This is a genomic window from Rhodococcus sp. IEGM 1341 (assembly GCF_030056895.1).
Classification (GTDB): domain Bacteria; phylum Actinomycetota; class Actinomycetes; order Mycobacteriales; family Mycobacteriaceae; genus Rhodococcoides.
Genome location: NZ_JASHKV010000003.1, coordinates 377,216 through 401,209, shown reverse-complemented (window position 1 = coordinate 401,209; position 23,994 = coordinate 377,216). Strand labels below are relative to the sequence as shown.

The 23,994-nt window shown below is 65.4% G+C and carries 22 protein-coding genes and 1 rRNA gene; 3 read left to right on the top strand and 20 right to left on the bottom strand.

The window, feature by feature from the left end; all coding sequences use genetic code 11:
- The 3 genes from QM615_RS11310 to QM615_RS11300 all read right to left on the bottom strand — a co-directional run.
- Positions 1 to 247 (bottom strand): 16S ribosomal RNA (locus QM615_RS11310); the annotation flags it as partial.
- A gap of 587 nt (positions 248 to 834) precedes the next feature.
- Positions 835 to 2,109: a tyrosine--tRNA ligase gene (gene tyrS / locus QM615_RS11305; protein WP_149406068.1), complete on the bottom strand. Its 1,275-nt coding sequence runs from the start codon at positions 2,107 to 2,109 to the stop codon at positions 835 to 837.
- Positions 2,102 to 2,791 (bottom strand): DNA-3-methyladenine glycosylase, encoded by a 690-nt coding sequence (locus QM615_RS11300; protein ID WP_149406069.1) that lies wholly within the window; start codon positions 2,789 to 2,791, stop codon positions 2,102 to 2,104. The genes tyrS and QM615_RS11300 overlap by 8 nt, the downstream gene beginning before the upstream one ends.
- 80 nt (positions 2,792 to 2,871) lie before the next feature.
- Here QM615_RS11300 and QM615_RS11295 point away from each other — a divergent pair, with 80 nt between their 5' ends.
- Positions 2,872 to 3,603 carry an ABC transporter ATP-binding protein gene (locus QM615_RS11295; protein ID WP_149406070.1) on the top strand — a complete coding sequence of 244 codons (732 nt, stop codon included), beginning with the start codon at positions 2,872 to 2,874 and terminating at the stop codon, positions 3,601 to 3,603.
- The gene (locus tag QM615_RS11290) at positions 3,600 to 4,355 is read left to right on the top strand and encodes an ABC transporter permease (RefSeq protein WP_283347326.1); all 756 of its coding nucleotides are present in this window, start codon (positions 3,600 to 3,602) and stop codon (positions 4,353 to 4,355) included. Before QM615_RS11295 ends, QM615_RS11290 begins: the two co-directional genes overlap by 4 nt.
- 45 nt (positions 4,356 to 4,400) lie before the next feature.
- Here the strand turns inward: QM615_RS11290 and QM615_RS11285 are convergent, their stop codons facing one another.
- The 17 genes from QM615_RS11285 to infC all read right to left on the bottom strand — a co-directional run bounded on the left by QM615_RS11285 (position 4,401) and on the right by infC (position 23,142).
- Positions 4,401 to 4,607, bottom strand: a complete 207-nt coding sequence (locus QM615_RS11285; protein ID WP_037192601.1) for a Trm112 family protein — start codon at positions 4,605 to 4,607, stop codon at positions 4,401 to 4,403.
- A gap of 86 nt (positions 4,608 to 4,693) precedes the next feature.
- Positions 4,694 to 7,714, bottom strand: a complete 3,021-nt coding sequence (locus tag QM615_RS11280; RefSeq protein WP_283347325.1) for an AMP-binding protein — start codon at positions 7,712 to 7,714, stop codon at positions 4,694 to 4,696.
- Positions 7,715 to 7,819: 105 nt separating this feature from the next.
- Positions 7,820 to 9,268: an argininosuccinate lyase gene (gene argH, locus QM615_RS11275; RefSeq protein WP_149406073.1), complete on the bottom strand. Its 1,449-nt coding sequence runs from the start codon at positions 9,266 to 9,268 to the stop codon at positions 7,820 to 7,822.
- The gene (locus tag QM615_RS11270; RefSeq protein ID WP_094640067.1) at positions 9,265 to 10,464 is read right to left on the bottom strand and encodes an argininosuccinate synthase; all 1,200 of its coding nucleotides are present in this window, start codon (positions 10,462 to 10,464) and stop codon (positions 9,265 to 9,267) included. The genes argH and QM615_RS11270 overlap by 4 nt, the downstream gene beginning before the upstream one ends.
- Before the next feature lie 51 nt (positions 10,465 to 10,515).
- Entirely contained in the window at positions 10,516 to 11,031 is a 516-nt protein-coding gene (locus QM615_RS11265; protein ID WP_262498359.1) for an arginine repressor, read from the bottom strand.
- On the bottom strand, positions 11,028 to 11,963 hold the full coding sequence (gene argF / locus QM615_RS11260) for an ornithine carbamoyltransferase (RefSeq protein ID WP_094640068.1): 936 nt from the start codon (positions 11,961 to 11,963) through the stop codon (positions 11,028 to 11,030). Before argF ends, QM615_RS11265 begins: the two co-directional genes overlap by 4 nt.
- Positions 11,960 to 13,165, bottom strand: coding sequence for an acetylornithine transaminase (locus QM615_RS11255; protein WP_149406074.1), 1,206 nt, complete (start codon positions 13,163 to 13,165; stop codon positions 11,960 to 11,962). Before QM615_RS11255 ends, argF begins: the two co-directional genes overlap by 4 nt.
- A complete protein-coding gene (gene argB / locus QM615_RS11250) occupies positions 13,162 to 14,076 on the bottom strand; it encodes an acetylglutamate kinase (protein ID WP_149406075.1) in 915 nt (304 codons plus the stop codon). Before argB ends, QM615_RS11255 begins: the two co-directional genes overlap by 4 nt.
- Entirely contained in the window at positions 14,073 to 15,275 is a 1,203-nt protein-coding gene (gene argJ, locus QM615_RS11245; protein ID WP_269594004.1) for a bifunctional glutamate N-acetyltransferase/amino-acid acetyltransferase ArgJ, read from the bottom strand. Before argJ ends, argB begins: the two co-directional genes overlap by 4 nt.
- A 32-nt stretch (positions 15,276 to 15,307) precedes the next feature.
- Positions 15,308 to 16,363: an N-acetyl-gamma-glutamyl-phosphate reductase gene (gene argC / locus QM615_RS11240; RefSeq protein WP_149406077.1), complete on the bottom strand. Its 1,056-nt coding sequence runs from the start codon at positions 16,361 to 16,363 to the stop codon at positions 15,308 to 15,310.
- 52 nt (positions 16,364 to 16,415) lie between these two features.
- Positions 16,416 to 16,973: a hypothetical protein gene (locus QM615_RS11235; RefSeq protein ID WP_283347324.1), complete on the bottom strand. Its 558-nt coding sequence runs from the start codon at positions 16,971 to 16,973 to the stop codon at positions 16,416 to 16,418.
- A 113-nt stretch (positions 16,974 to 17,086) separates the two neighbouring features.
- Positions 17,087 to 19,573, bottom strand: a complete 2,487-nt coding sequence (pheT, locus tag QM615_RS11230; protein ID WP_149406079.1) for a phenylalanine--tRNA ligase subunit beta — start codon at positions 19,571 to 19,573, stop codon at positions 17,087 to 17,089.
- Between the two features lie 55 nt (positions 19,574 to 19,628).
- A complete protein-coding gene (pheS, locus tag QM615_RS11225; protein ID WP_149406080.1) occupies positions 19,629 to 20,696 on the bottom strand; it encodes a phenylalanine--tRNA ligase subunit alpha in 1,068 nt (355 codons plus the stop codon).
- A gap of 73 nt (positions 20,697 to 20,769) precedes the next feature.
- A complete protein-coding gene (locus QM615_RS11220; protein WP_149406081.1) occupies positions 20,770 to 21,576 on the bottom strand; it encodes a TrmH family RNA methyltransferase in 807 nt (268 codons plus the stop codon).
- A 38-nt stretch (positions 21,577 to 21,614) separates the two neighbouring features.
- On the bottom strand, positions 21,615 to 22,004 hold the full coding sequence (rplT, locus tag QM615_RS11215; protein WP_032378959.1) for a 50S ribosomal protein L20: 390 nt from the start codon (positions 22,002 to 22,004) through the stop codon (positions 21,615 to 21,617).
- An 86-nt stretch (positions 22,005 to 22,090) separates the two neighbouring features.
- Positions 22,091 to 22,285 carry a 50S ribosomal protein L35 gene (gene rpmI, locus QM615_RS11210; RefSeq protein ID WP_008715923.1) on the bottom strand — a complete coding sequence of 65 codons (195 nt, stop codon included), beginning with the start codon at positions 22,283 to 22,285 and terminating at the stop codon, positions 22,091 to 22,093.
- Between the two features lie 116 nt (positions 22,286 to 22,401).
- Entirely contained in the window at positions 22,402 to 23,142 is a 741-nt protein-coding gene (gene infC, locus QM615_RS11205) for a translation initiation factor IF-3 (RefSeq protein WP_045199680.1), read from the bottom strand.
- Between the two features lie 382 nt (positions 23,143 to 23,524).
- Here infC and QM615_RS11200 point away from each other — a divergent pair, with 382 nt between their 5' ends.
- Positions 23,525 to 23,911, top strand: a complete 387-nt coding sequence (locus tag QM615_RS11200; RefSeq protein WP_068050975.1) for a DUF1844 domain-containing protein — start codon at positions 23,525 to 23,527, stop codon at positions 23,909 to 23,911.
- The last annotated feature ends 83 nt before the right edge of the window (positions 23,912 to 23,994 follow it).

The window sequence follows — 23,994 nt, the reverse complement described above, 5'->3', positions numbered from 1 at the left end:
CCAACAAGCTGATAGGCCGCGGGCCCATCCTGCACCGATAAATCTTTCCACCACACACCATGCGGCATGTGGTCATATCCGGTATTAGACCCAGTTTCCCAAGCTTATCCCAGAGTGCAGGGCAGATCACCCACGTGTTACTCACCCGTTCGCCGCTCGTGTACCCCGAAAGGCCTTACCGCTCGACTTGCATGTGTTAAGCACGCCGCCAGCGTTCGTCCTGAGCCAGGATCAAACTCTCCGTAAAAGACCTGCGAAACAACAACCCCGACCCCCGAAAAGAGGACCGAAGCTGCGAATCAGTCAAAGACATCAAGTCAAATCACTAGCAGAAAAACTCAACTAGCATTTCAAACAACACCCGACAACAACCACCACAAGCGGATGATTGATACATCGAATGCTTTCACCAAAACAAAATATTTCGGCACTGACATTCATCGACACACTGTTGAGTTCTCAAAGAACACGCACACACCATTCACCTTCGAGCTGAAGCTCGTAGATGTCCGGGGCAAGAGTTCCAGCTTAGATCAGATGATCAAGCGCAGTCAAACTGGCTTCACATCCGTGAAGAAGTCGATCTTTCGGCTTTGACATCTTCATGGTGTCGGAGGCGAACTCCGCGTTGCTCAGGCCTTGCGGTCTGGGCTGGCGTCCGTGTCGCTCTGACCTGGACAAAGTTACGCCCCGGATAACAACGCGTCAAATCCCCAGGTCGTTCACGCGTGAATCGCGTGAACGGCCTGGTCGCAACCGGTCACTTACCCACCTGACGGGCGTCGTAGCCAAATTACATGGATGTGACTCCGCCCACTGACTACAACGGAAAACTCAGTCCGCGATTCGGGCGCCTGCGAAGTTCCGCTTTCCGCGTCGGACCACCAACCAACGGCCGTGCAGGAGATCGTCCGCACCGGGTGTCCATTCTTCGTCGGAAATCTTGACGTTGTTGACCGATGCGCCGCCCTCCTTGACTGCGCGTCGGGCAGCGCCCTTGCTCTCGCTCAACCCCGTAGCGACGAGCAGATCGACGATGGTGTTCGGTGCACCGGCCTCGATGTCGGCCACAGACGCTTCCTGTAGCGCGGCAGCGAGCGTCTTCTCGTCGAGTTCGGTCAGTTCGGCCCGCCCGAATAGCGCCTGGCTGGCCAGTTCGACCGAGCGAGTCGCGGCTTCGCCGTGGACGAACGTGGTCATCTCGGCGGCCAGGCGCTTCTGCGCCTCACGCGCGTGCGGACGCTCGGTGGTCGCCGTCTCCAGTTCGGCCAACTCGTCCTTCGACAGGAAGGTGAACCAGCGCAGGTACTTCACCACGTCTGCGTCACCGGTGTTCACGAAGTACTGGTACCAGGCGTACGGGCTCGTCATCTCCGGGTCGAGCCACAGGCTGCCGCCTCCGGTGGATTTGCCGAATTTCTTGCCGTCGGCGGAGGTGACCAGCGGAACCGTCATGGCGTGCACCGACTCGGCGTCCTGGCGCCGGTTCAGCTCCACCCCGGCGATGATGTTTCCCCACTGGTCGGAGCCGCCGATCTGAAGACTGCAGCCGTATTGCCTGCGGAGCTGCACGTAGTCGTTCGCCTGCAACAGCATGTAGCTGAACTCGGTGTACGACATTCCGTCGCTCTCGAGCCTGTTCTTCACCGTCTCGCGAGCAAGCATGACGTTGATCGAGAAGTGCTTACCGATGTCGCGAAGGAAATCGATCGCGGACAGCTCCCCCGTCCAGGACAGATTGTTCACCACCACTGCACCCGTCGGGCTCTCGTCCAGGTCGACGAACCGTTCGAGCTGACCACGGATGCGCGAGGCCCACTCGGTGACGACCTCGGGGGAATTCATGGTGCGCTCCCCTACATCGCGAGGGTCACCGATGAGTCCCGTCGCACCACCAGCGAGGATGATCGGGCGATGGCCGGCTCGCTGGAAACGCTTGAGCGCCAGCAACGGCACGAGGTGCCCTGCGTGCAGCGAGGGACCTGTCGGATCGAAACCGGAGTACAGCGTGATCGGGCCCTCGGACGTAGCCTTCTTCAGCGCGTCCACATCGGTGGACTGTGCGATCAGTCCACGCCAGGTCATTTCGTCGATGATGTTCTCACTCACGACGTCGATCCTCCCGTATGGACGCATCCAGGCGTCGGTCAGGCCTCCGAGCTCCGGGAGCGGCGGCGCGGGGACTGCGTTTGTAGCTCGACACCGCCTGCGACCCGAGCATCCAGAAGCGCCACGGACGATCGGCCGCCGAACTCACCCCTACCCGTGGGCCGGATACAACGGCCTTCTCGTTCAACGGGCGCTCGAGTAGTTCGAGGGTGACCGCCGACGACGCGTCGAACACGTCCGATCCGTTGTCCGCCAGCGAGACGCCAAGGGCTCGACCGAGATTTCCGGGCCCGCGGGCCCAACCGGCCTCGACCCGTGCGGTCCGTGGACCGCGGCCGGCGCGCCTGGTCTCGACGATGTGGTGACCGGCCACCACTTCACCCGCTCGAAGCAACACCGCAGCGGCCGTACCGTCCGGGCCGCAACTCACGTTCACACAAAGATGCATTCCGTAGCTCAGGTAGACGTACAGACGCCCCGCAGGACCGAACATCACCTGGTTACGAGGGGTCGGGCCCCGGAAGGAATGCGCGGCCGGATCCGGCCATGGACCATCGAGTGGACCACCGTAGGCCTCGACTTCCACGATGCGCACCGACACGTCGCCCACGGTGACGGTTCCGCCGAGGATGCGTCGGGCTGCGGCGTCGGGTTCCCCGATCTCCAAGTCAGCGACATTCATCGATCCCATGATGCTTCGCCCTTGACCACCGTGCGCCGACGGGGCTATGACTTCGACATCCGACAAGTCTGGAGGCCGCTATGGCGTTCACCGGTGAACACGCCGTCGAGATCGCAGGGCTGACGGTTCGCCGCGGCAAGCGAACGGTGCTGAACAATCTGTCCCTGACAATCCCCCGTGGTGTCATCACCGGACTTCTCGGTCCATCGGGCTGCGGTAAGACGACTTTGATGCGATCGATCGTCGGCACTCAGATCGTCAGCAGCGGAACCGTGACAGTACTCGGATCGCCGGCCGGCTCGGCACCGTTGCGCCGCACCGTCGGGTACGTGACCCAGGCACCGAGCGTCTACCGAGATCTCACCGTTCGCGAGAACGTGCAGTACTTCGGGTCGCTGTACGGTCGCCGGCGCGCGGACGTCGCGTCCGCCATCGAGACCGTCGGACTGGCCGACCACGCGTCGTCACGGGCGGGCGAGCTCTCCGGCGGCCAACTGGGGCGGGTCTCCCTGGCCAGCGCGCTGGTTGCCGAACCCGAGCTGATCGTCCTCGACGAACCGACGGTCGGCTTGGATCCCGTGCTGCGCTCGGAGCTGTGGTCGCGTTTCGCCGATATCGCGGCAAGCGGCACAACGGTGCTGGTCTCGAGCCACGTGATGGAAGAGGCGGAGCACTGCAGCCGTCTCGTTCTGATGCGCGACGGCACCGTTCTCGCCCACTCGAGCCCGGACGCGCTACTCGCGCGCACGAACGAAACGACCCTCGATCGCGCATTCCTGTCCCTCATCAGATCTACCGAGGAGACATCGTGAACGCGCGTATCTACGCAGCCGGCACGGGCCGCATACTGCGACAGCTACGAGCAGACCATCGATCGGTGGCGATGGTGCTGCTCGTTCCGTCCCTGCTGATGGTGTTGCTGTATTACCTGTACCGAGACGTGCCGACCCCGCCTGATCAGCAGCCGTTGTTCGATCGGATCGCGATCACGATGCTCGGCATCCTGCCGTTCGTCGTCATGTTCCTGATCACGTCGATCTCGATGCAGCGTGAACGATCCTCGGGAACGCTCGAACGCCTGCTGACGACTCCGATGTCCAAACTGGATCTGCTCGCGAGCTACGGGTCCGCGTTCTCGCTGGCCGCCGTCGGACAGGCGGTACTCGCATGCACCGTCGCGTTCGGATTTCTCGGGCTCGACATCGAGGGCTCGGTAGGTTGGGTACTGGTGATCGCAATCCTGGGAGCGATGCTCGGGGTCGCCGTCGGACTGCTGTGCAGCGCATTCGCTCGCACCGAGTTCCAAGCCGTCCAGTTCATGCCGGTGGTCGTGATTCCACAGCTGTTTCTCTGCGGACTCCTGGTGCCGCGCGACCAGATGCCGAACTGGCTGAGCACGATCAGCGATGTCCTGCCGCTGAGCTACCTGGTCGACGCGCTCCAGGAGATATCCAGGTACCCCGGAGTCACCGGGCGCATGTGGACCGACATCGCCGTGGTCACGGCGTTCACCGTCGCTGCGCTGAGCGGAGCCGCCGCGACATTGCGTCGACGAACCCAGTAGTCGACGACCCCTGTAGTCGACGAACCCGGCGCGCGGCCGAGAGTTCTAGGACGTGGCGCGAGCCAGGATCGACTCGTGCTCGGCGTCGTCGACATCGCGGGCGTCGTCGGCGAGCAACACCGGGATGCCGTTCTCGATCGGATATGCACGCCGCAGTCGCGGGTTGTAGAGCAGTTCCCCTTCGATCAACAGCAGCGGGCCCTTGTCCACCGGGCACGCGAGTATGGAAAGCAGTGTCGAATCGATTGCCACAGGTGTCCTTTGCTCTGCTCCGGTCGAACCGGAGTGGTGTACTCGCTTACGCTACCGAACCCGTATTCTTCCGTGCCGACTCGTTCCTACGACGATTTTTCGGCCGCGGCCTCGCGCCCGACGAACCGTTCGGCCACAACAGCTTTCGTCAATCGACGGTAGCTGTTCGACTCGGAGTCGTAGAACCACGAACGTGCACTCGGCGTCGGAATGCCGACCTTCTTCAACGCCGTCGCGGTCGGTCGGTACGCGCGTCCTACCGGAATTTCGGGCACCACGTGCACGATCGCCGGCCGCTCGGCCGGGAGCAGCACTCCGAGAGTGTCCGTCAATGCACGAGCGGTGATCACCGCCTCCGGTTGCAGCGAGATGGCGCAGACGGCCACCTCGGTGGCCGAAGCCTCGACGCGCACCGATCGTGGCCGATCGGATGTCACCCGCACTCCGTAGACCACGGCCGAATCGACCTGATCCAGGTCACCTACCGCATCGACGATCGGCTGGGTGTACACCGGACCGCACGCCGAGCGCACCACGGTGTCCTTGCGGTCGACGAGCCAGTAATCGCCGTCGGAATCGCGACGGAAGAGGTTCTCGGTGGGGATCCAGGCATCCGTGGGCTCGAATACTCCACGCATGACATGGCTGGTCGCTTCGCCGTCCCCGCTCGGTCGGCCGAGGAGCAGCCCGATCTCGTCGTCACGGCACTGCCGGACGAAACCGTCGTCGTCCTCTTCGAGACGGCCGGTGATCGGGTCGTAGGCCGCCAACGCAACCCGTGCACTGCCCGGCAGCGGACGTCCCTTGGAGCCGATCTTCGAGCCGGCCACATTGGCCAGGATCACGTCGTTCTCGGTGGATGCGTAGAACTCGAGCACCCGAGCCGGGCTGAACCGCGCCAGCGTGCGACGCCACAGCCCCACCGGCATACCGGAGCCGATGAACAGGCGCACCGGGTGGCCGGAGTCGACCGGGAACCGGCCGTCGTCGAGGATCTGCCGCATCATCGTCCAGGTGTAGCTCACGACGGTGACGCCGTAGCGGTACACCTCTTCGCTGAACCGCTCGGGCTCGAGACCACGGGAGAGCGCGATGCGTGACCCGCCCGCAAGCGCACCACCGATCGTGACGAGAATCCCGGCCGAATGATGTAGCGGGGCAAGGCAATAGACAGTATCTCCGGGCCCGAGCGCGGCCGTCGTCGCGGTTCCGAACGCAGACAACGCCCAGCGATGATTGGTGATGTATCTCGGTTCGAGACCGCGATCTGTGGTCGTGAACAGGATCATCGCCAGTTCGCGGGCACGACCCGGATCCGGCTCGTACCACTGAGGCAGACGCACCGCGTCGGGATCGATGGCCTCGAGATCGACCACCTCGTAGCCTGACGGGATGTCGAGGCGCCGAGTCTCACCGCCGCCGAGCACCAGGACGTTCGGTGCCACCGGGACCGCCGCCGCAGCGTTCTCCGGATCGGCGATCACCGTGTCGACGTCGACGGTTCGCAGGGCTGCGGTCAGGTCGCTGCCCGGCTGCAGCAGAACAGGTACGGCCCCGATCCGCGAGAGCGCCGCCATCGCGGCCAACGCGCTCGGACGAGTCTCCATCAACACACCGATGCGCGACGCAGGCCGCACCCCGACACTGATCAGACCGCGCACCACATTGTCGATGCGGACATTGACGGCATCGTAGGTGTGCACTCGGTCGTCGAACAGGAAGCACTCGCCGTTCGGAGACTTACGTCCCTGTTCGGCGATCAAGCGGCCCAACGACACTCGACTGTGCGGCTGCATCTGCCCGAGGCGGGCGAGCCTCGGCAACGTACGCACGGCCTCGGACGAGATTTCGCGGGTTCCGCGCACCGCGCCGGTCGCCGCCGACGCCAGCCCGCGGCCGACACCGACGCCCACCTCGGCGATGGAGGCAGCGGTGTGGATCAGTCGATTGGTGATCGACACACCGCTTTCGGAATCGCCGTGGTCCTCGCGCTCCATCACACGGACCGCCTCCGGCTTCGGTCCGAGATCCTCGCGCCACCGTATCCAGTTTCCCGTCGTCGGCCAGGTCTGTGCAGCCGCGGTACTTCCGACAACCAGTCCGAAATGACCTGCGCGCAAGGTGGTTTCGAATACCTGGGCACGCGGGGCAGCGCGCTGGATGCCGCGCACGGCCAACGGTTGACCGATGTCGTCGACTTCGCCGACGAAGGCGAGCACGGGCACCGTGAGTTCGGCCAGAGTCAGCAATCTGTCCTTGATGACGAAACCGCCGGTCATCATGCGGTTGTGGACGACGAACTGCTTCAGCAACTCCGCAACGGCCGGGCCGGACCACGCCACCCACCCGTCCATCGCCAGAAAGCGACGCTGCGGCTCGCGTGGGAGCAGCGCCTCACGATCGTGCAATTGCCGCAGGAAATCCAAGCGCGACCGCACGGTCTTCGCCGGATCGAGCAACTGGAATCCCGTCCGCGCCATCCACCCCGACACAGCGAGCCGAGTGAACACGTGATCGGCGAGGAACTCCGCTCCCCGCGTCGCCACGCCTGCCGGAATCCCGAGCGGCAGACCGGCAAGCGTGTCGACCGGAGCTCCGAACGTGATGAGGCTGGCCAGATTTCGGCCACCTCGGTAGGCGGCCGCCTGGTAGCAGAACATGCCGCCCTGGGAGTAGCCACCCAGGTGGACGTCGCGACCGGTGTGCTCGTGCACCTTGTCGACGACCTCGCTGATCGCCACGACGTGATCAGCGAGCGTACGGCCCCATCCACCCTCTTCGGTATCGGGTGACCCGAAATCGACAACCCACGGATCCAGACCCATGCCGTGCAGAATTCCGGCCGCACCTTGGTCGGTGGTGACGTCGTAGACGTCCGCGGAGACCATCATCGGCGGAATGAGCACCACCGGAGGACTGTCCGCGGGCACATCGTCGGGGAAATACCGCCGAAGCCGATACATCGGCTCGCGATCCATCACCCGAAACGGCGACGGATCCACCTCGGTTTCGAGCCCACCCAGACGAATGACCTCGAGACCGTTCTGGGCTGTGGCGATGGCACGCCGCAGTGGTCCACGTACGGCATCTGCATTCAGTCCCACCAATACACTCCTGCGTTCGGCCCGACGGAACGACCGGCATCGGTCTTCGCGTGACGAAAGCTTCTCACATCACACTCGAGGAAACCGGCGTGGATATCGATTGCCCTCTCAGTGCCGCAACACCGGTTCCTCAGCCCATGCACGCAGGGTCGCGGCAGTCGCCCGCACGCCCCCGAGCTGATGAGCAACCTGCACGGCCGCCGTCCCACCGCGGGCATCGCGCGACGAGATCGAGCCCTCCACCGTGAGCACCTCACGAACGTCGGGAGTGAGTGCCGGATCGATCGCGGCGAGTTCCTCATCGGTCAGATCCACCAGCCCGACGCCTCGCGCCTCGGCCGCCCGAACGCAGGCACCCGCGGCCTCGTGGGCAACCCGGAACGCGATCCCCTGCCGCACCATCCACTCGGCGATGTCGGTGGCAAGAGTGAACCCGGCCGGTGCCAGCTCGGCCATGCGTTCGGTGTGGAATTCGAGTGTCGCCGTCAACCCGGTGAGCGCCGGGAGCAACAACTCGAGCTGCGCGACCGAATCGAACACCGGCTCCTTGTCTTCCTGGAGATCACGGTTGTAGGCCAACGGTTGCGCCTTCAGCGTGGCCAGCAGGCCGGTCAGATTACCGATCAAGCGGCCGGTCTTTCCGCGAGTCAACTCCGCGACGTCCGGATTCTTCTTCTGCGGCATGATCGAGCTGCCGGTCGACCACGCATCGGCCAGCGTCACGTAGCCGTACTCGGGAGTGCTCCACGAGATGACCTCCTCGGCGAATCGCGACAGATCCACCGCCGTCATCGCCAACACGAAGGCCGCCTCGGCGGCGAAGTCACGTGAGGACGTGGCGTCGATCGAGTTCTCGGCGGACGAGTCGAACCCGAGCTCGGCAGCGATCTTCTCCGGACTCAGCCCCAACGACGAACCGGCGAGAGCACCGGAACCGTACGGCGACACCGCTGCTCGCGTGTCGAAATCCGCGAAGCGCTGCACATCGCGCAACAACGGATGGGTGTGCGCGAGCAGATGATGCGCAAGCAACACCGGCTGCGCGGCCTGCGAATGCGTCTTGCCCGGCATGACGGCCGTGGGATGCGCCGCAGCCTGGGTGGCCAACGCGTCGACCACATCGAGAACGCCCACCGACACCCGGCGGACGGCGTCGCGCAGCCACATGCGGAACAGCGTGGCCACCTGATCGTTCCGCGACCGGCCCGCACGCAGCCGGCCACCGACCTCGGGTCCGACCCGGTCGATCAAACCGCGCTCGAGGGCACCGTGCACGTCCTCGTCCGATTCGGCTGCCACGAATTCACCGGAGGCGACGTCATCGGCGAGTCGCTGCAAACCGTCGAGCATGGTCTCGAGGTCCTGCGGGGTGAGCAGTCCGGCACCGTTCAGCACTCGGGCGTGCGCCATGGATGCGCGGATGTCGTACGGCGCGAGGACCCAGTCGAAGTGCGTCGACTTGCTCAACGCTGCCATGGCGGCGGCCGGCCCCGATGCGAATCTGCCGCCCCAGAGCGAACCTTCGTTGGTTCCGTGTGCGGTCTCCGAATTCGTCACAGGCCCAGGTCCCTCTTCGCGGCGATCTTCGACGACAGTCCGTGCAGCTGAACGAATCCCTTGGCCGCGGACTGGTCGAACGTGTCGCCCTCGTCGTAGGTGGCAAGGTTGAAGTCGTACAGCGACTCGCCACTGCGCCGTCCGTTGACGATGATCCCGCCCGCGTGCAGAACCAGGCGAATATCGCCGGAGACGTGCTCCTGCGTGTGCTCCACGAACGTGTCGAGAGCACCCTTGAGCGGGGAGTACCACAGGCCGTCGTACACCAGCTCGGCCCACTTCTGATCGGTATGGCGCTTGTAGCGACCGAGTTCGCGCTCGAGGGTCACGTGCTCGAGCTCCTCATGGGCGCGGATGAGCACCATGGCACCGGGTGCCTCGTAGATCTCGCGACTCTTGATGCCGACGAGCCGATCCTCGACCACGTCCAATCGGCCGACACCCTGCGCTCCGGCACGAGTGTTGAGCTCCTGGATCGCTTCGAGCACCGAGACCGGGCGACCGTCGATCGCGACCGGGCGACCCTTGTCGAACGAGACGATCAGTTCGTCCGGAGCCTGGAAGTTGACCGTCGGATCCTCGGTGTAGTCGTAGACGTCCTTGGTCGGCGCGTTCCACAGGTCCTCGAGGAAGCCGGTCTCCACCGCGCGTCCCCAGACGTTCTGGTCGATCGAGAACGGCGACTTGGTGGTCACGTTGATCGGGATGTCGTTCTCCTCGGCGAACTTGATCGCCTTCTCGCGCGTCCACGCGTAGTCGCGAACCGGTGCCAACACCTCGAGCTCGGGGGCGAGGGTGTTGAAGCCGACCTCGAACCGAACCTGGTCGTTGCCCTTGCCCGTGCATCCGTGTGCGACAACGGTTCCACCGTGCGCCCGCGCGTTCTCCACGAGGTGCTTGACGATGAGCGGACGGCTGATCGCCGACACGAGGGGATACCGATCCATGTACAGCGCGTTGGACTGCACCGTCGGCAAGCAGTACTCGTCGGCGAACTCGTTCCTGGCATCGACGACGACGGATTCGACTGCGCCGCAATCGAGTGCGCGTTGGCGCACGACGTCCATGTCCTCGCCGCCCTGCCCCAGGTCGATGGCGACGGCAACGACCTCCTTGCCGGTCTCCCTGCCGATCCAGCTGATGGCGACGGAGGTGTCGAGTCCGCCGGAGTAGGCGAGGATGACGCGTTCGGCCATGGTGTTCAAGCTCCTTCGTTGTTCTTGATGCGCATGATGGGTAACCGGATCTCAGTTACCGCGTCGAGCAAGCTTTTCGATCTTGTCCGCGACCTCGCCACCGGTATGTGGCTCGCGGGCGATCAACAGAATCGTGTCGTCACCGGCGATGGTCCCGACGATCTCGGGCATCGCAGCACGGTCCAGAGCGCTGGCCAGGTAGTGCGCCGCGCCCGGTGGCGTGCGGAGGACGGTCTGGTTCCCGCTGTGGTCGGTGGACACCAACAACTCCCCCAGCAACTTCAGGAGGCGGTCGGTGCCGCCGGACACTCCCCGGACCGGGCTGCCGTCCTCGGGCACGACGTACACCCCCACTCCACCGTCCGGCGCGCGCAGTTTCACGGCACCCAGTTCCTCGAGGTCCCGCGAGAGAGTGGCCTGAGTGGTGTCGATCCCCTCGGCTGCGAGCAACGACGCCAGCTGCGGTTGACTGCGCACCTGATGGGTGGCCAGCAACGCGATGATCCGTGCCTGCCTGCCCGCGCGGGTCGACGCGGTCAACGGCACCGCAGTGACGTCCTCGCTCATGGTCGTCGGGCCTGTTCGAGGAGCCACACCAGCAGTGCCTTCTGCGCGTGCAGGCGGTTCTCGGCCTCGTCCCAGACAACACTCTGGGGACCGTCGAGCACCTCGTCGGTGATCTCCTCGCCGCGATGTGCAGGTAGGCAGTGCAGCACGACGGCGTCCGACTGGGCCTTCGAGAGCAGGTCCGAATCGATTCGATACGGCCGGAACGGGGCGACGCGATCGAGACCGTCGTTCTCCTGGCCCATCGACGTCCAGGTGTCGGTGACGAGCGCGTCGGCACCGGCGGCGGCCTCGACCGGGTCCTCGGTGATGGTGATGGTGGCCCCGGTTTCCTCGGCACGCGCATGCGCCGCGTCGAGAACGTAACCGAGCGGGGCAAATTCCTTGGGCGCAGCGATCCGCACGTTCAGCCCGGCCGTCACTCCGCCGATGAGCAGCGAGTGCGCCATGTTGTTGGCACCGTCACCGAAGTAGGCCAAGGTGCGCCCCTGCAGATTTCCCTTGTGTTCGATCAGGGTCTGCAGATCCGCAAGAACCTGGCACGGGTGGAACTCGTTGGAGAGGGCGTTGACGATCGGAATCGTTGCGCCGGTCGCCATCTGCTCGAGCCGCTTCTGCCCGAACGTGCGCCACACGACCGCCTCGACATAGCGCGAGAGAACCCGCCCCGTGTCCTGCAGCGTCTCCTCGCGACCCAACTGGGTGTCGCGGCCCGTCACCACCACGGCATGACCACCCAACTGCGCGATGCCCATCTCGAACGAGAAGCGGGTCCGTGTCGAGTTCTTCTCGAAAATGACGCCGACCCCCTTGGGGCCCTCGAGCGGTCGCTTCGAGAACGGAGCACGCTTGAGTTCGGCTGCCAGAGCAAGGATTTCACCCTGCTGCGCGGGCGTGATGTCGTCGTCCCGGAGGAAATGCTGAACGGTCATGGCTGATGAGCCTCCTGTGCTGCGTCGAGAATTGCCGGTAACGCCGTCACGAACGACGCGGCTTGCTCTTCGGTGATGATCAACGGTGGTGCGAGCCGAAGCACGTCGGGCTGGGCCGCGTTGAGGAGGAAGCCTGCCTCGCGCGCGGCGGCTTCGGCCGCCGGTGCGACGGCGTCGGTGAGGACCACACCGAGGAGAAGGCCCGAACCCCGAACATGGCTCACCAGAGGGTGATCCAGATTCTCGATGGAGTGTGCGATGGTCTTGCCGATGCTGTCGGCGTGCGAGAGCAGGTCCTCGTCGGCGATGGTGCGCAGCACGGCCAGAGCCGCCGCCGCGCATACGGGGTTACCACCGAACGTGGTGCCGTGCTTGCCCGGATGCAGCAACTCCCCCGCCGCTCCGATGCCGATGCAGGCCCCGATGGGAAGGCCGCCGCCCAGACCCTTGGCGAGCGTGATGACGTCGGGCACGATGCCGACCGACTGGTGAGCGTAGAACCAGCCCGTTCGGCCGATACCGGTCTGCACCTCGTCCAGGACCAGCAGTGCGCCGTGCTTCGCGGTGATCTCACGGGCGGCGAGAAGATATCCCTCCGGCGGAACCACCACGCCTCCCTCACCCATGATGGGTTCGAGAAACACTGCGGCAGTGTCCGAATCGACGGCAGCTTCCAGCGCGGCCACATCGCCGTACGGAACGTGGTGCACGCCGGCAGGCATCGGCTCGAACGGGATCCGCTTGTCCGGCTGACCGGTCAGAGCGAGAGCGCCCATCGTCCGTCCGTGAAACGACTTCTCCGCCGCCACGATGTTGGGACGGCCGGTCAGGCGAGCGATCTTGAACGCCGCCTCGTTGGCCTCGGTTCCCGAGTTGCACAGGAACACCCGACCGGTGGCCCCGGCACCGAGCTGCGCGAGCAATTGCTCGGCCAACGCGATACCGGGTTCTGTCGCATACAGATTCGAAGTGTGCCCGAGGGTGGACAGCTGAGTGGTGACCGCCTCGATCACCGCCGGGTGCGCATGTCCGAGGATGTTCACGGCGATACCCGCGAGCAGGTCCAGATACTGCTTTCCGTCGGCGTCCGTCACCACCGAGCCCTCGCCGCGGACGAGCGCCACGCGCGGAACACCGTAGTTGTCCATCAACGAATTCGACCACCGCTGTTGCAGATCGAGGGTGGACTCGGTGCCGGTCATGGCGTGACTCCTGACGTGGAAGAGTGATCGGGGGTGACCATGGTGCCGATTCCCTCACCGGTGAACAGCTCCACCAGCACGGAATGTTCGACGCGACCGTCGATGACATGAGCCGACGGAACACCGGCTCGAACCGCCCGCAGGCACGCTTCCATCTTCGGCACCATCCCGGCGTCGAGTGAGGGCAGCAGGGCCTCGAGCGTGGACGCGTCGATCTCGGAGGTCAACGAGCTGCGATCGGGCCAATCCGTGTACAGGCCTTCGACATCGGTGAGCACCACCATCTTCTCGGCACCGAGGGCACTGGCGAGCGCCGCTGCCGCAGTGTCGGCGTTGATGTTGTGGACGACGCCGTCGCGGTCGGGCGCGATGGTGGACACCACCGGAATGCGTCCTGCGGCAATGAGATCGAAGACCGCGGCAGGATCAACCGACGTGACGTCGCCGACGAGACCGATGTCGGTCTCGACGCCGTCGACCCGCACGGTACGACGCGTCGCGGTGAACAGGTGCGCATCCTCACCGGAAATTCCGACGGCATACGGACCGTGCCCGTTGATCAGGCCGACGAGCTCGCGCCCGACCTGACCGAACAGCACCATCCGCGCGACGTCCATGACCTCGGGGGTGGTGACGCGGAATCCGCCGCGGAATTCACCGGCCAGGCCGAGTCTGGTCAGCATGGCCGAGATCTGCGGTCCGCCGCCGTGAACGACGACCGGATGGATTCCGACGGTGCGCAGAAACACCATGTCGGCCGCGAACGCCCGCTTCAGATTCTCGTCGATCATGGCGTTTCCGCCGTACTTCACTACGACGACCTTGCCCGAGAATCGCTGCAGCCAAGGCAGCGCCTCGGCGAGCGTGAAGGCCTTCTGCGCGGCCGTCAACTGCAGTGCGGCCGAGGTCATGACGAGTACGCCGAATTCTCTTCGACGTACGCGTGCGAGAGATCGGTGGTTCGGATGGTGGCCGACCCTGCGCCGAGACCGAGATCTATGGTCACCGAGATGTCGACGCCGGACAGATCGACCTGCCGAGCTCCCGGCGCTCCCACGCCGTCGATGCACACCGGATTTCCGTTGAAGGACACGGCAATTCGATCCGGATCGAGCTCGATCGGGGCGATACCGATTGCCGCGAGCACCCGGCCCCAGTTGGGATCGGACCCGAAGAGGGCCGTCTTGGTCAGGGAGTCCCTGGCGACCGCGCGAGCGCCGATCAGGGCGTCGTCCTCGCTCATCGCGCCCGACACGGTGATCCGCACCCGCTTGGTCACGCCCTCCGCGTCGGCCATCATCTGGTCGGCCAAATCGTCGCACACCGCCAGGACCGCGGCGTCGAGTTCTTCCTGCGACGGTGCCACTCCGCTGGCCCCGGACGAGAGCAGCAGCACGGTGTCGTTGGTCGAGGACGCGCCGTCGACGTCGAGCCGGTCGTACGACATCCGGGTCGCCGCGCGCAGTGCCTTGTCCAGCTGGTCCGCGGTGGCGACAGCATCGGTGGTGATGACGCTGAGCATCGTGGCCAACGACGGTGCCAGCATGCCTGCACCCTTGGCCATGCCGCCGACGTTCCATTTGTCGGCATGATGAACGGCTGCCTGCTTGGGCACGGTGTCGGTGGTCATGATCGCGTACGCCGCATCGGTACCACCCGAAATTCCGCCCGCGAGCTCGTGCACCACCTCGGTCACACCGGGCAGCAGCTTGTCCATCGGGAGCCGATCACCGATGAGACCCGTCGAGCACACGGCGACCTCGATCGCTCCGGTCTCGGAACCCCAATTGCTCAGTGCGGACGCCACTTCCTCGGCTGTACGGTGCGAGTCCTGAAAGCCCGGAGCACCCGTGCAGGCATTGGCACCACCGGAATTGAGGATGACCGCGCGCAGCCGTCCGGTGGAGAGCACCTGCTGCGACCACAACACCGGCGCAGCCTTGACCTTGTTGCGGGTGAACACACCCGCCGCAGCGAAATCGGGACCCTCGTTGAACACCAAGGCCAGATCGGACTTGCCACTCGCCTTGATTCCGGCCGGAATACCGGCAGCGCGGAAACCTGCAGGACAGGTGACACCCTGCGTGCGCACGAGCTTGCCCGCAATCATGCCGACGGCCTCCGCCTGGCTCCCGACGCTGCTCATGGTGCTACTCCTACGGTAGAGAGACCCTCGGTCTCGGTAATTCCCAGTGCAAGATTCATGGATTGGACGGCGGCTCCTGCCGTGCCCTTGGCCAGGTTGTCGATGGCCGCGATCACGACGAGCAAACCGGCGTCCGCATCGACCGACACGCTCATCTGCACGGCGTTCGACCCGATGACCGAACCGGTCTGCGGAAGGCGACCGGCCGGAAGCACGTGCACGAACGGCTCTGCGGCATAGGCCTTCTCGTAGACCTCGACGGCCTGCGCCTGCGTGGCGGTGGTGATCGCGGTGCAGGTGGCCAGGATTCCGCGGGGCATCGGTGCGAGAACCGGCGTGAAGGACACCGCAACAGCACTACCGGCGAGCGCCGAGAGGTTCTGCACGATCTCGGGAGTGTGGCGGTGTGCGCCCGCAACCGCGTACGCCCGAACCGAACCCATCACCTCCGAACCGAGAAGATCTGCCTTCGGAGCTCGGCCTGCACCCGAAGTACCGCTGACAGCAACGATATTGACGCGGGGCTCGATGATGCCTGCGGCGACAGCCGGTGCGAGCGCGAGCGACGACACCGTCGGGTAACACCCGGGGACGGCGATGCGAGTGGCACCGACCAATCGCTCACGGCAGCCCGGCAACTCCGGCAAGCCGTACGGCCAACTGCCCGCGTGCGGACTCTTGTAGTACTTCTCCCACGCCGCACCGTCGGTGAGGCGGAAGTCGGCCCCGCAATCGATGATCACCACGGACTCGGGCAGCTGCAGCGCGAGTTCGGCGGACTTGCCGTGCGGGAGCCCCAGGAACACCACGTCGTGACCCGCGAGCTCGTCGACGGTGGTCGGGGCGAGAACGCGGTCTGCGAGAGGCAACAGATGGGGATGGAATTCACCCAGCGTCGCACCGGCATTGCCGCCCGCGGTGAGAGTGCCGATGACCAACGAACCGTCGCGCACTCCCGGGTGCCCGAGCAGCAGTCGAAGAATCTCACCGCCGGCGTACCCACTTGCGCCCGCCACTGCGATGCGCCTCGGCGTGGCCTCCGAAATAGTCATGCGGTTTATTATGCAGCATCATGCAAGCTCATTCATGAACGGGTCCGGTGTGTCAGCGTCCACCCATGGACCTGCGGATCTCGTCGAGCTTCCTCCGGCCGGCGTCCTGCCGTTCGTTCCACTGCTCGTCGAGGTCACGGCCCGCCCTGGACTCTCGGTCCAGTTCCTCCGCGCCGACGGCTGTACCCGATCGCTGTTCGACCTTGTCGCGCACACCGTCCCACGTCGGCACCCCCGAATCGGTGAAGTCACCGATCGGCGCGCGCACCGCACCGGCACCGTATCCGCTACCGATGGGCTGGTCCTCGACCAGCTCCGCATCGATGATCCCCGGTACCGTGCCGCCGAGCGGAGCCCCCGGTGGTGGATCACCGAGCGGCTGGTCGATCCGCGGCTTCGTCACCTGCGGAACGTCGACATCGGGAACCGTCCCGGGTGGTGCGCCGCGATCGGGTCCAGTGGATTCGGGTTCAGCATTGCGCAACTCGGCCGCCAGCGCCGATGCGGCTGCCGCTACCGGGGCCAACCGGGACCGACCTGCCATTGCAGCCAGGATCTCCTCGATCACCTGAAGATCCGTCGCCGCACCGTCTGTTCCGAATTCACTCATGCGCTGCTCCCGTCACCCGTCGTACTCGTGACTCCACGCTACGGACAGACGAGCCCGGGTGTGCACGGATCAACCCCGCAGCTGCGCTGGTTCAACTGCGCAGCTGCGCTGGTTCAACTGCGCAGCTGCGCGCCGACGGCCTTCGATGCCGCGTCGACCGCCGCATCGCGGGCAGCCGTTGCCTGATCCTCGGTCAAGGTGCCGTCGGCACCTCGGAACCGCAGCGCGAACGCCAGCGACTTGCGACCCTCGCCGACCTGTTCACCCTCGTAGACGTCGAACAGTCGAATCGACTCGAGCAGGTCGCCACCGCCGATCGTGAGCGCGGCTTCCACCGACGCCGCAGGTACGGACGCGTCGACCACCACTGCCACGTCCTGCAGCACCGCCGGATACGGCGACACCTCTGGGGCAGGGAGCGACTCGACGACGGGAAGAGCGCTCAGGCTCAACTCGACGGCACACGTACGCGGCGGCAGGCCCGCCCGCTCGAGCACGGCCGGATGCAGCTCGCCCGCGTATCCGACGACCTCACCGTCGAGCAGGACCTCCGCGCACCGACCCGGATGCCACGGAAGGTGCTGCGCCGCCCGAAGATCGACGTGCACTCCGGACGCCTCGGCAACCGTACGTACCGCAGCGAACGCATCGGCGGCCTCTGCGGCGCGGCCGGCACCCCACGGACCCGACAACTCACGCTGACCGGTGAGCACCATGCCCACGTGCACCGGCTGCGCCGGCAACGAACCACGAAGCATGGCGATCTGGTCGTCGGTGGGACGACGGTCGACCGGCAACGCGTCCACGGCTGCGGTGGCGTCGTGGCGGAGCACCACCTGGGCAATGCCGAACAGCGAGACGTCTCGCTGACCGCGCGCGATGTTCCGGCTCAGCATCTCGAGCAAACCGGGAAGCACAGTGGTCGCGAGCTCGGGACGGTCGGCCTCGAGTGGATTGAGCACCGAGGTGGTCGCGCGCCGTGGGTCGTCCGCGTCGAGACCCCACGTGTCGAACACGCCCTTGGGCAGGAACACCGGAGGCAACACCTCGACGTACCCGGAGAACGCGAGTGCCTTGCCGACGGCACGCCTGCGCTTCTGTTCGGCAGTGAGGCCACGACCGCCCGGAGCCGACGGCAGTACCGACGGGATCTGTTCGAGCCCTTCGAGCCGCAGCACCTCTTCCACCAGGTCGGCGCGCTGCACCAGATCCGGTCGCCAGGACGGCGGGGTGACGATGAGCTGGCCGTGTCCGGCGTCGTCGACCGATACCTCGACTCCGCAACCGATCTGCGTCAACCGTCGGGCAGCGGTTCCGTTGGGGTACTGCACTCCGGCAATTCGGTCCGGCAGGTCGAAGTCCATCGTGACCGTGGGATATTCGGCTGCCTCGCCGATATCGGTCAACACGGGCTCGATCCGGCCGCCGGCGATCTCGACCAACAACTGTGCGGCCCGATCGAGTGCTGCGACAGGCAGAGCCGAATCCACGGTCCGCTCGAAACGCTTGCTGGCCTCGCTGGAGAGCTTGTGGCGACGACCGGTGCGGAACACCGCGAGCGGATCGAACGATGCCGCTTCGAGCACGACCTCCGTGGTCGAGTCGTCGACTTCGGTGGACGCACCGCCCATGACACCGGCCAACGAGATCGCTCCCGAGCCGTCGGCGATGACGACGTCCTCGGCATCGAGGGAACGCTCGACACCGTCCAGTGTGGTCAGCTTCTCCCCCGCGTTCGCGCGGCGGACGACCAGATCGCCGTCGAGCTTGGCCGCATCGAAGGCGTGCAGCGGCTGGCCGAGTTCGTGGAGCACGTAGTTGGTGACATCGACGGCCGCCGAGATAGGGCGTACGCCTGCCAGCAGCAGTCGACGCTGCATCCACCAGGGCGTCGTCGCCGTCGGATCGATGCCGACAATCTTGCGCAACGCGAATCGCGATGCGCCGGAGTTCGGTTCGACGGTGACCGACCAGGCGTCACCGGTGACCTCGGTGGGGACCGTGCGCGCCGGATCCACGAACGGAAGGTCGAAACTGCAGGCCAGTTCGCGGGCGAGGCCGCGGACCGAGAAGGCGTAGCCGCGATCCGGGGTCACGTTGAGCTCGATGACCGAGTCCAGCAGACCGAGAACGGCTTTGGCGTCGTCGCCCGGGGCAGCCGTACCCTCGGGCAGCACCAGAATTCCGGAGTGATCCTTGCCCAACCCGAGTTCGAGTGTCGAGCAGATCATGCCGTTGGAGTTGCGGCCGTAGGTCTTGCGCGACGCGATGGCGAATCCCCCGGGCAGGACGCTGCCCGGCAGCGCGGCCACGATCAGGTCACCCTCGGCGAAGTTCCTGGCCCCGCACACGATTTCCTGTGGCTCGGCTGCTCCGACGTCCACCAGGCAGAAGCGAATCGGTTTCTTGAACTCGGTCAGCTCCTCGATCGAACTGACCCGACCGACCACGAGTGGCCCGGTCACGTTGTCCAGCGAATCGAGTTCCTCGACCTCGAACCCGACCCGCACGAAACCGGCGTCGAGTTCCTCGGGCGAGACGGCCCAGTCGGGCGTCCCCGCGTGCAGGACCTCGGTCAGCCAGGATTGTGGGACTCGCACGTGTGCTCAGCTCTTTCTTGTATCCGAGAAGAAGTGGGGCGGGGAAGAACGTCCGTCAGGCCTGAACACCGAAGGGCAAAGTGAACCTGATGTCGCCCTCGACGATGTCGCGCATGTCCGGGATGTCGTTGCGGAACTGAAGCGTCCGCTCGAGACCCATTCCGAACGCGAATCCGGTGTAGACCTCGGGATCGATGCCACTGGCCTGCAACACCTTCGGGTTGACCATTCCGCAGCCACCCCACTCGACCCAACCGGCCCCGCCCTTCTTCTTCGGGAACCACACGTCGACCTCGGCCGACGGCTCGGTGAACGGAAAGTAGTTGGGGCGCATGCGTGTACGGGTGTCGTTGCCGAACAACGCCTTCGCGAACGCATCCAGTGTGCCGCGCAGGTGTGCCATGGTCAGGCCCTTGTCGATCGCAAGACCCTCGACCTGATGAAAGACCGGAGTGTGCGTCGTGTCGAGTTCGTCCGTGCGGAACGTCCGTCCCGGGCAGACGACGTAGATCGGAACCTCACGCGAGAGCATCGACCGAACCTGCACCGGGGAGGTATGAGTGCGCAGAACCTGACGCGAACCCTCCGGCGCGATGTGGAACGTGTCCTGCATCGTGCGTGCCGGGTGGTCGGGCAGGAAGTTCAGCGCGTCGAAATTGAAGTGTTCGGTCTCGACCTCGGGGCCTTCTTCGACCTCCCAGCCCATTCCGACGAACACGTCGGCAACCTGTTCGGCGATGATCGTGATCGGGTGCCGGGCACCGACGGGAGCTCGGTCGGTCTGCAGTGTCACGTCGATGGTTTCTGCGACCAGGATGGCGGCGTCACGCTCGGCCGACAGCACGGCGCGTCGCTCGTCGAAGGCCTTCTGCACTCGATCACGCGCTGCCTTGACGCGTTTGCCCGCGTCCGCCTTCTGGTCCCCCGGGATCGCACCGAGCGCGCGCTGCGCCAGTGCCAACGGAGCCTTGCCGCCCACGTGATCGATCTTGACCTTGGTCAGAGCATCGAGGTCCGACGCGTCGGCGAACGCCTGCTCGGCCGAGTCCACTGCGGATCCGAGCGCGGACTCCTCGAGAACGGACGGATCTACCGGCTCGGGTCCGCCATCTTTCTTCGCCACGACAGCTGCACTCCTCGAGTAATAGTCGGTGTCTGCTCAGAACAGACAGGTATCGATCCTAGGCGAGACCTGCTCACGGGGTTTCGGAGCGTCGCTGCGCCCTGGCACTCGCGTACAGACAGATCGCCGCGGCGGTCGCCAGGTTGAGGCTCTCGGCGCGGCCGTGGATCGGGATTCGAATGCGGTGATCGGCGTCGCGCGTCACGGACTCCGACAGCCCGTGTGCCTCGTTGCCGAACAACCACGCGGTCGGTTGCGTGAGCAGCTCGTCCGCGTCGTCCAAATCCACTTCGCCATCGGCGGCCGTCGCGACGATGGTCAGACCCGCCCTGCGCAACGCGTCGATTCCGGACTCGATCGATCGCTCCCGAGCGATGGGCAGATGGAACACGCTGCCCGCCGAGGCGCGGATGCACTTGCCGTTGTGGGGATCCACCGAATCGCCCAGTAGAACGACCGAATCCGCTCCTGCCGCGTCGGCGACGCGAATCACAGTCCCGGCATTGCCCGGCTCGGCCGTCTCCACCGGTACGGCCACCAGCCGCGGTGTTCCGGCCAACGCACGGTCCATAGGCACGTCGACCAACTCGGTGACCGCGATGAGACCCTGCGGAGTGACCGTGTCGGACAATGCCTTCGCAGCACGGTCGGTGATCGGATGAACTCGTGCGCCAGCCGCCTCGATGGACGCGATGAGGTCATGGTGGCGCTCGAGAGCATCCGCGGTGAAGAACAGCTCACGAACCAACCGGGACCGGGCCGCCTCGGACACCGCATTGAAGCCTTCGGCCAGAAAGAGCCCGGTCTTCTTGCGTTCCGCGGCTCGAGCGAGCTTGACGGCCGAAACGACCCGCGGAGTTCGCTCGGTCAGCGAATCCACGGGCCGTTTCGGTGTTGAGTCGTCGTACGTCGACTCGCTCAGGCTGCTTCTCCGGCCGGAGCGTTGACATCGGCAGGCAGTGCGGCCTTGGCGATGGCGACCAGGCTTGCGAACGCCGCAGCATCCGACACAGCGAGCTCGGCGAGGATCTTGCGGTCGACCTCGACTCCCGCGGCCTTGAGGCCCTGGACGAAGCGGTTGTACGTGATGTCGTTGGCGCGAGCTGCAGCGTTGATACGCGTGATCCACAGCTTGCGGAAGTCACCCTTGCGCGCGCGGCGGTCCCGGTACGCATAGGTCAGCGAGTGGAGCTGCTGCTCCTTGGCCTTGGTGTACAGACGTGAGCGCTGTCCGCGGTAGCCCTTGGACGCTTCGAGAATCGAACGGCGCTTCTTCTGGGCGTTGACGGCCCTTTTTACGCGTGCCACTGGTGAATCCTGTCGATCTGGGGGTGTGTGAAACCCCGAATGGTAATGGGATGAAGCCGACCGAAATCAGTCGGCGGCGGGCCGAATCAGATGCCGAGCAGGCGCTTGATCCGCGGCACGTCGGCCTTCTTGACAACGGCGACACCATCGAGGCGACGAGTCACCTTGGTGGGCTTGTGCTCGAGCAGGTGGCGACGGCCGGCCTTCTGGCGCAGGATCTTGCCGCTGCCGGACACCTTGAATCGCTTCTTGGCACCACTGTGGGTCTTCTGCTTGGGCATGAAATCCTCTTCTTCTGTAATAGCTCTTCGGTGTTGCATGGCACAGCCGCACATCGCTACGGAAATGCTGTGCACCGAAGCAGGTGTAGGGCTGTCTTACTGGTAGAGCGCGAGGCTCAGTTGGTCTGCGCCGGAGTAGCCGGAGCTGCTGCGGCCGGTGCTTCGGCAGCCGGGGCTGCATCGGCGGGCTGTTCCGGCGCGGGGGCCGGTGCGCGCTGCGCGGGCGGAGCCGCTGCGCTCTCCTGTGCCTTGACGCGAGTCTTGGCACCCTTGTGCGGCGCCAACACCATCGTCATGTTGCGGCCGTCCTGCTTGGCCGAGGTCTCCACGAAGCCGAGCTCCGCGACGTCCGCGCCCAGGCGCTGCAGCAGACGGAAGCCGAGTTCGGGACGCGACTGCTCACGACCGCGGAACATGATGGTGACCTTGACCTTCGAGCCGGCTTCGAGGAAGCGAACGACGTTGCGCTTCTTGGTCTCGTAGTCGTGCGCGTCGATCTTGGGGCGGAGCTTCTGTTCCTTGATCACGGTGAGCGTCTGGTTCTTGCGCGATTCGCGCGCCTTCTGCGCAGCCTCGTACTTGAACTTCCCGTAGTCCATGATCTTGCAGACCGGCGGACGTGCGTCGGGAGCTACTTCTACAAGATCGAGGTCGGCTTCGAGAGCCAAGCGGAGTGCATCTTCAACACGCACGATCCCCACCTGTTCACCGCCCGGTCCGACAAGCCGGACCTCGGGAACTCGGATGCGATCGTTGATGCGGGTCTCAGTGCTGATGGGGCCTCCTAGGTAGTGCGGTGTGGTGTGTAACCCGACCGCCTGCCACTGGCACAGCCCGTCGCCGTCGATCCTCGACATTCCCCGCAGCGATGTGAACCGCTGCAACGAAAAAACCCTGCTCTCGGTGTGATCCGATGGCAGGGCCCGATGTCGACCGGTCGACCCGCACGACAACTGTCGTCGTACAGTCTCCTCACTGGGAGGAAGCACGTAGGAGGCCGATGAAGACTTCCTTCGTGCGACCGGACCGGGAAGTAGCTTGTTGAAGGCTACGTGCCGGTGGGAGTCGGGCTCCACTTGCTGCCTCCGTGCGGTGAACTCCATCGAGGAGCGCACGCCGAAGACGGTCGTCGAGTCACACTACCAGCCGATTCGAGAAACCGACAATCGAGCCCGATCGCCCCCGACAGCGTCGGCACCCGATTCTCCCCGCTGCAGGCGGCGTGGGATTCTCGTAGGCATGACCAGCGCCCCCACTCCCGCCGATGGCGATCCCGCGGGTGCCGACCCCGTCGGCACCGAGCCCGAAGTCCGTGAACTCGCCGAAGTCCCCGCGGTCGAGGTCATCAGCCGCGCTGCGGTGATGCTGATGAGTTCCGCAGCCGAGAAGTTGGGACTGTCCGAGCCGGATCCCGCGGAGAGCCCCTACCTCGACCTCGACGAGGCACGCCGCGTCATCACCGCCTTGGCCGGCCTGGTCACCGCGTCGGTGGAATACCTCGGCCCCCATGCCGGACCCATCCGCGACGGCCTGCAGGCACTGCAGCGCGCATTCCGGGAAGCGTCGGCCCATCCGGACGAGCCGGGAAAGGGCCCCGGCGAGAAGTACACCGGTCCGGTGCACTGAGCACTACACCAGCCAAGTCGAGACCGACGCACGAAGCCGCATCCGGTGACTACCGGATGCGGCTTCGTCGTTCGCGGGGTCCG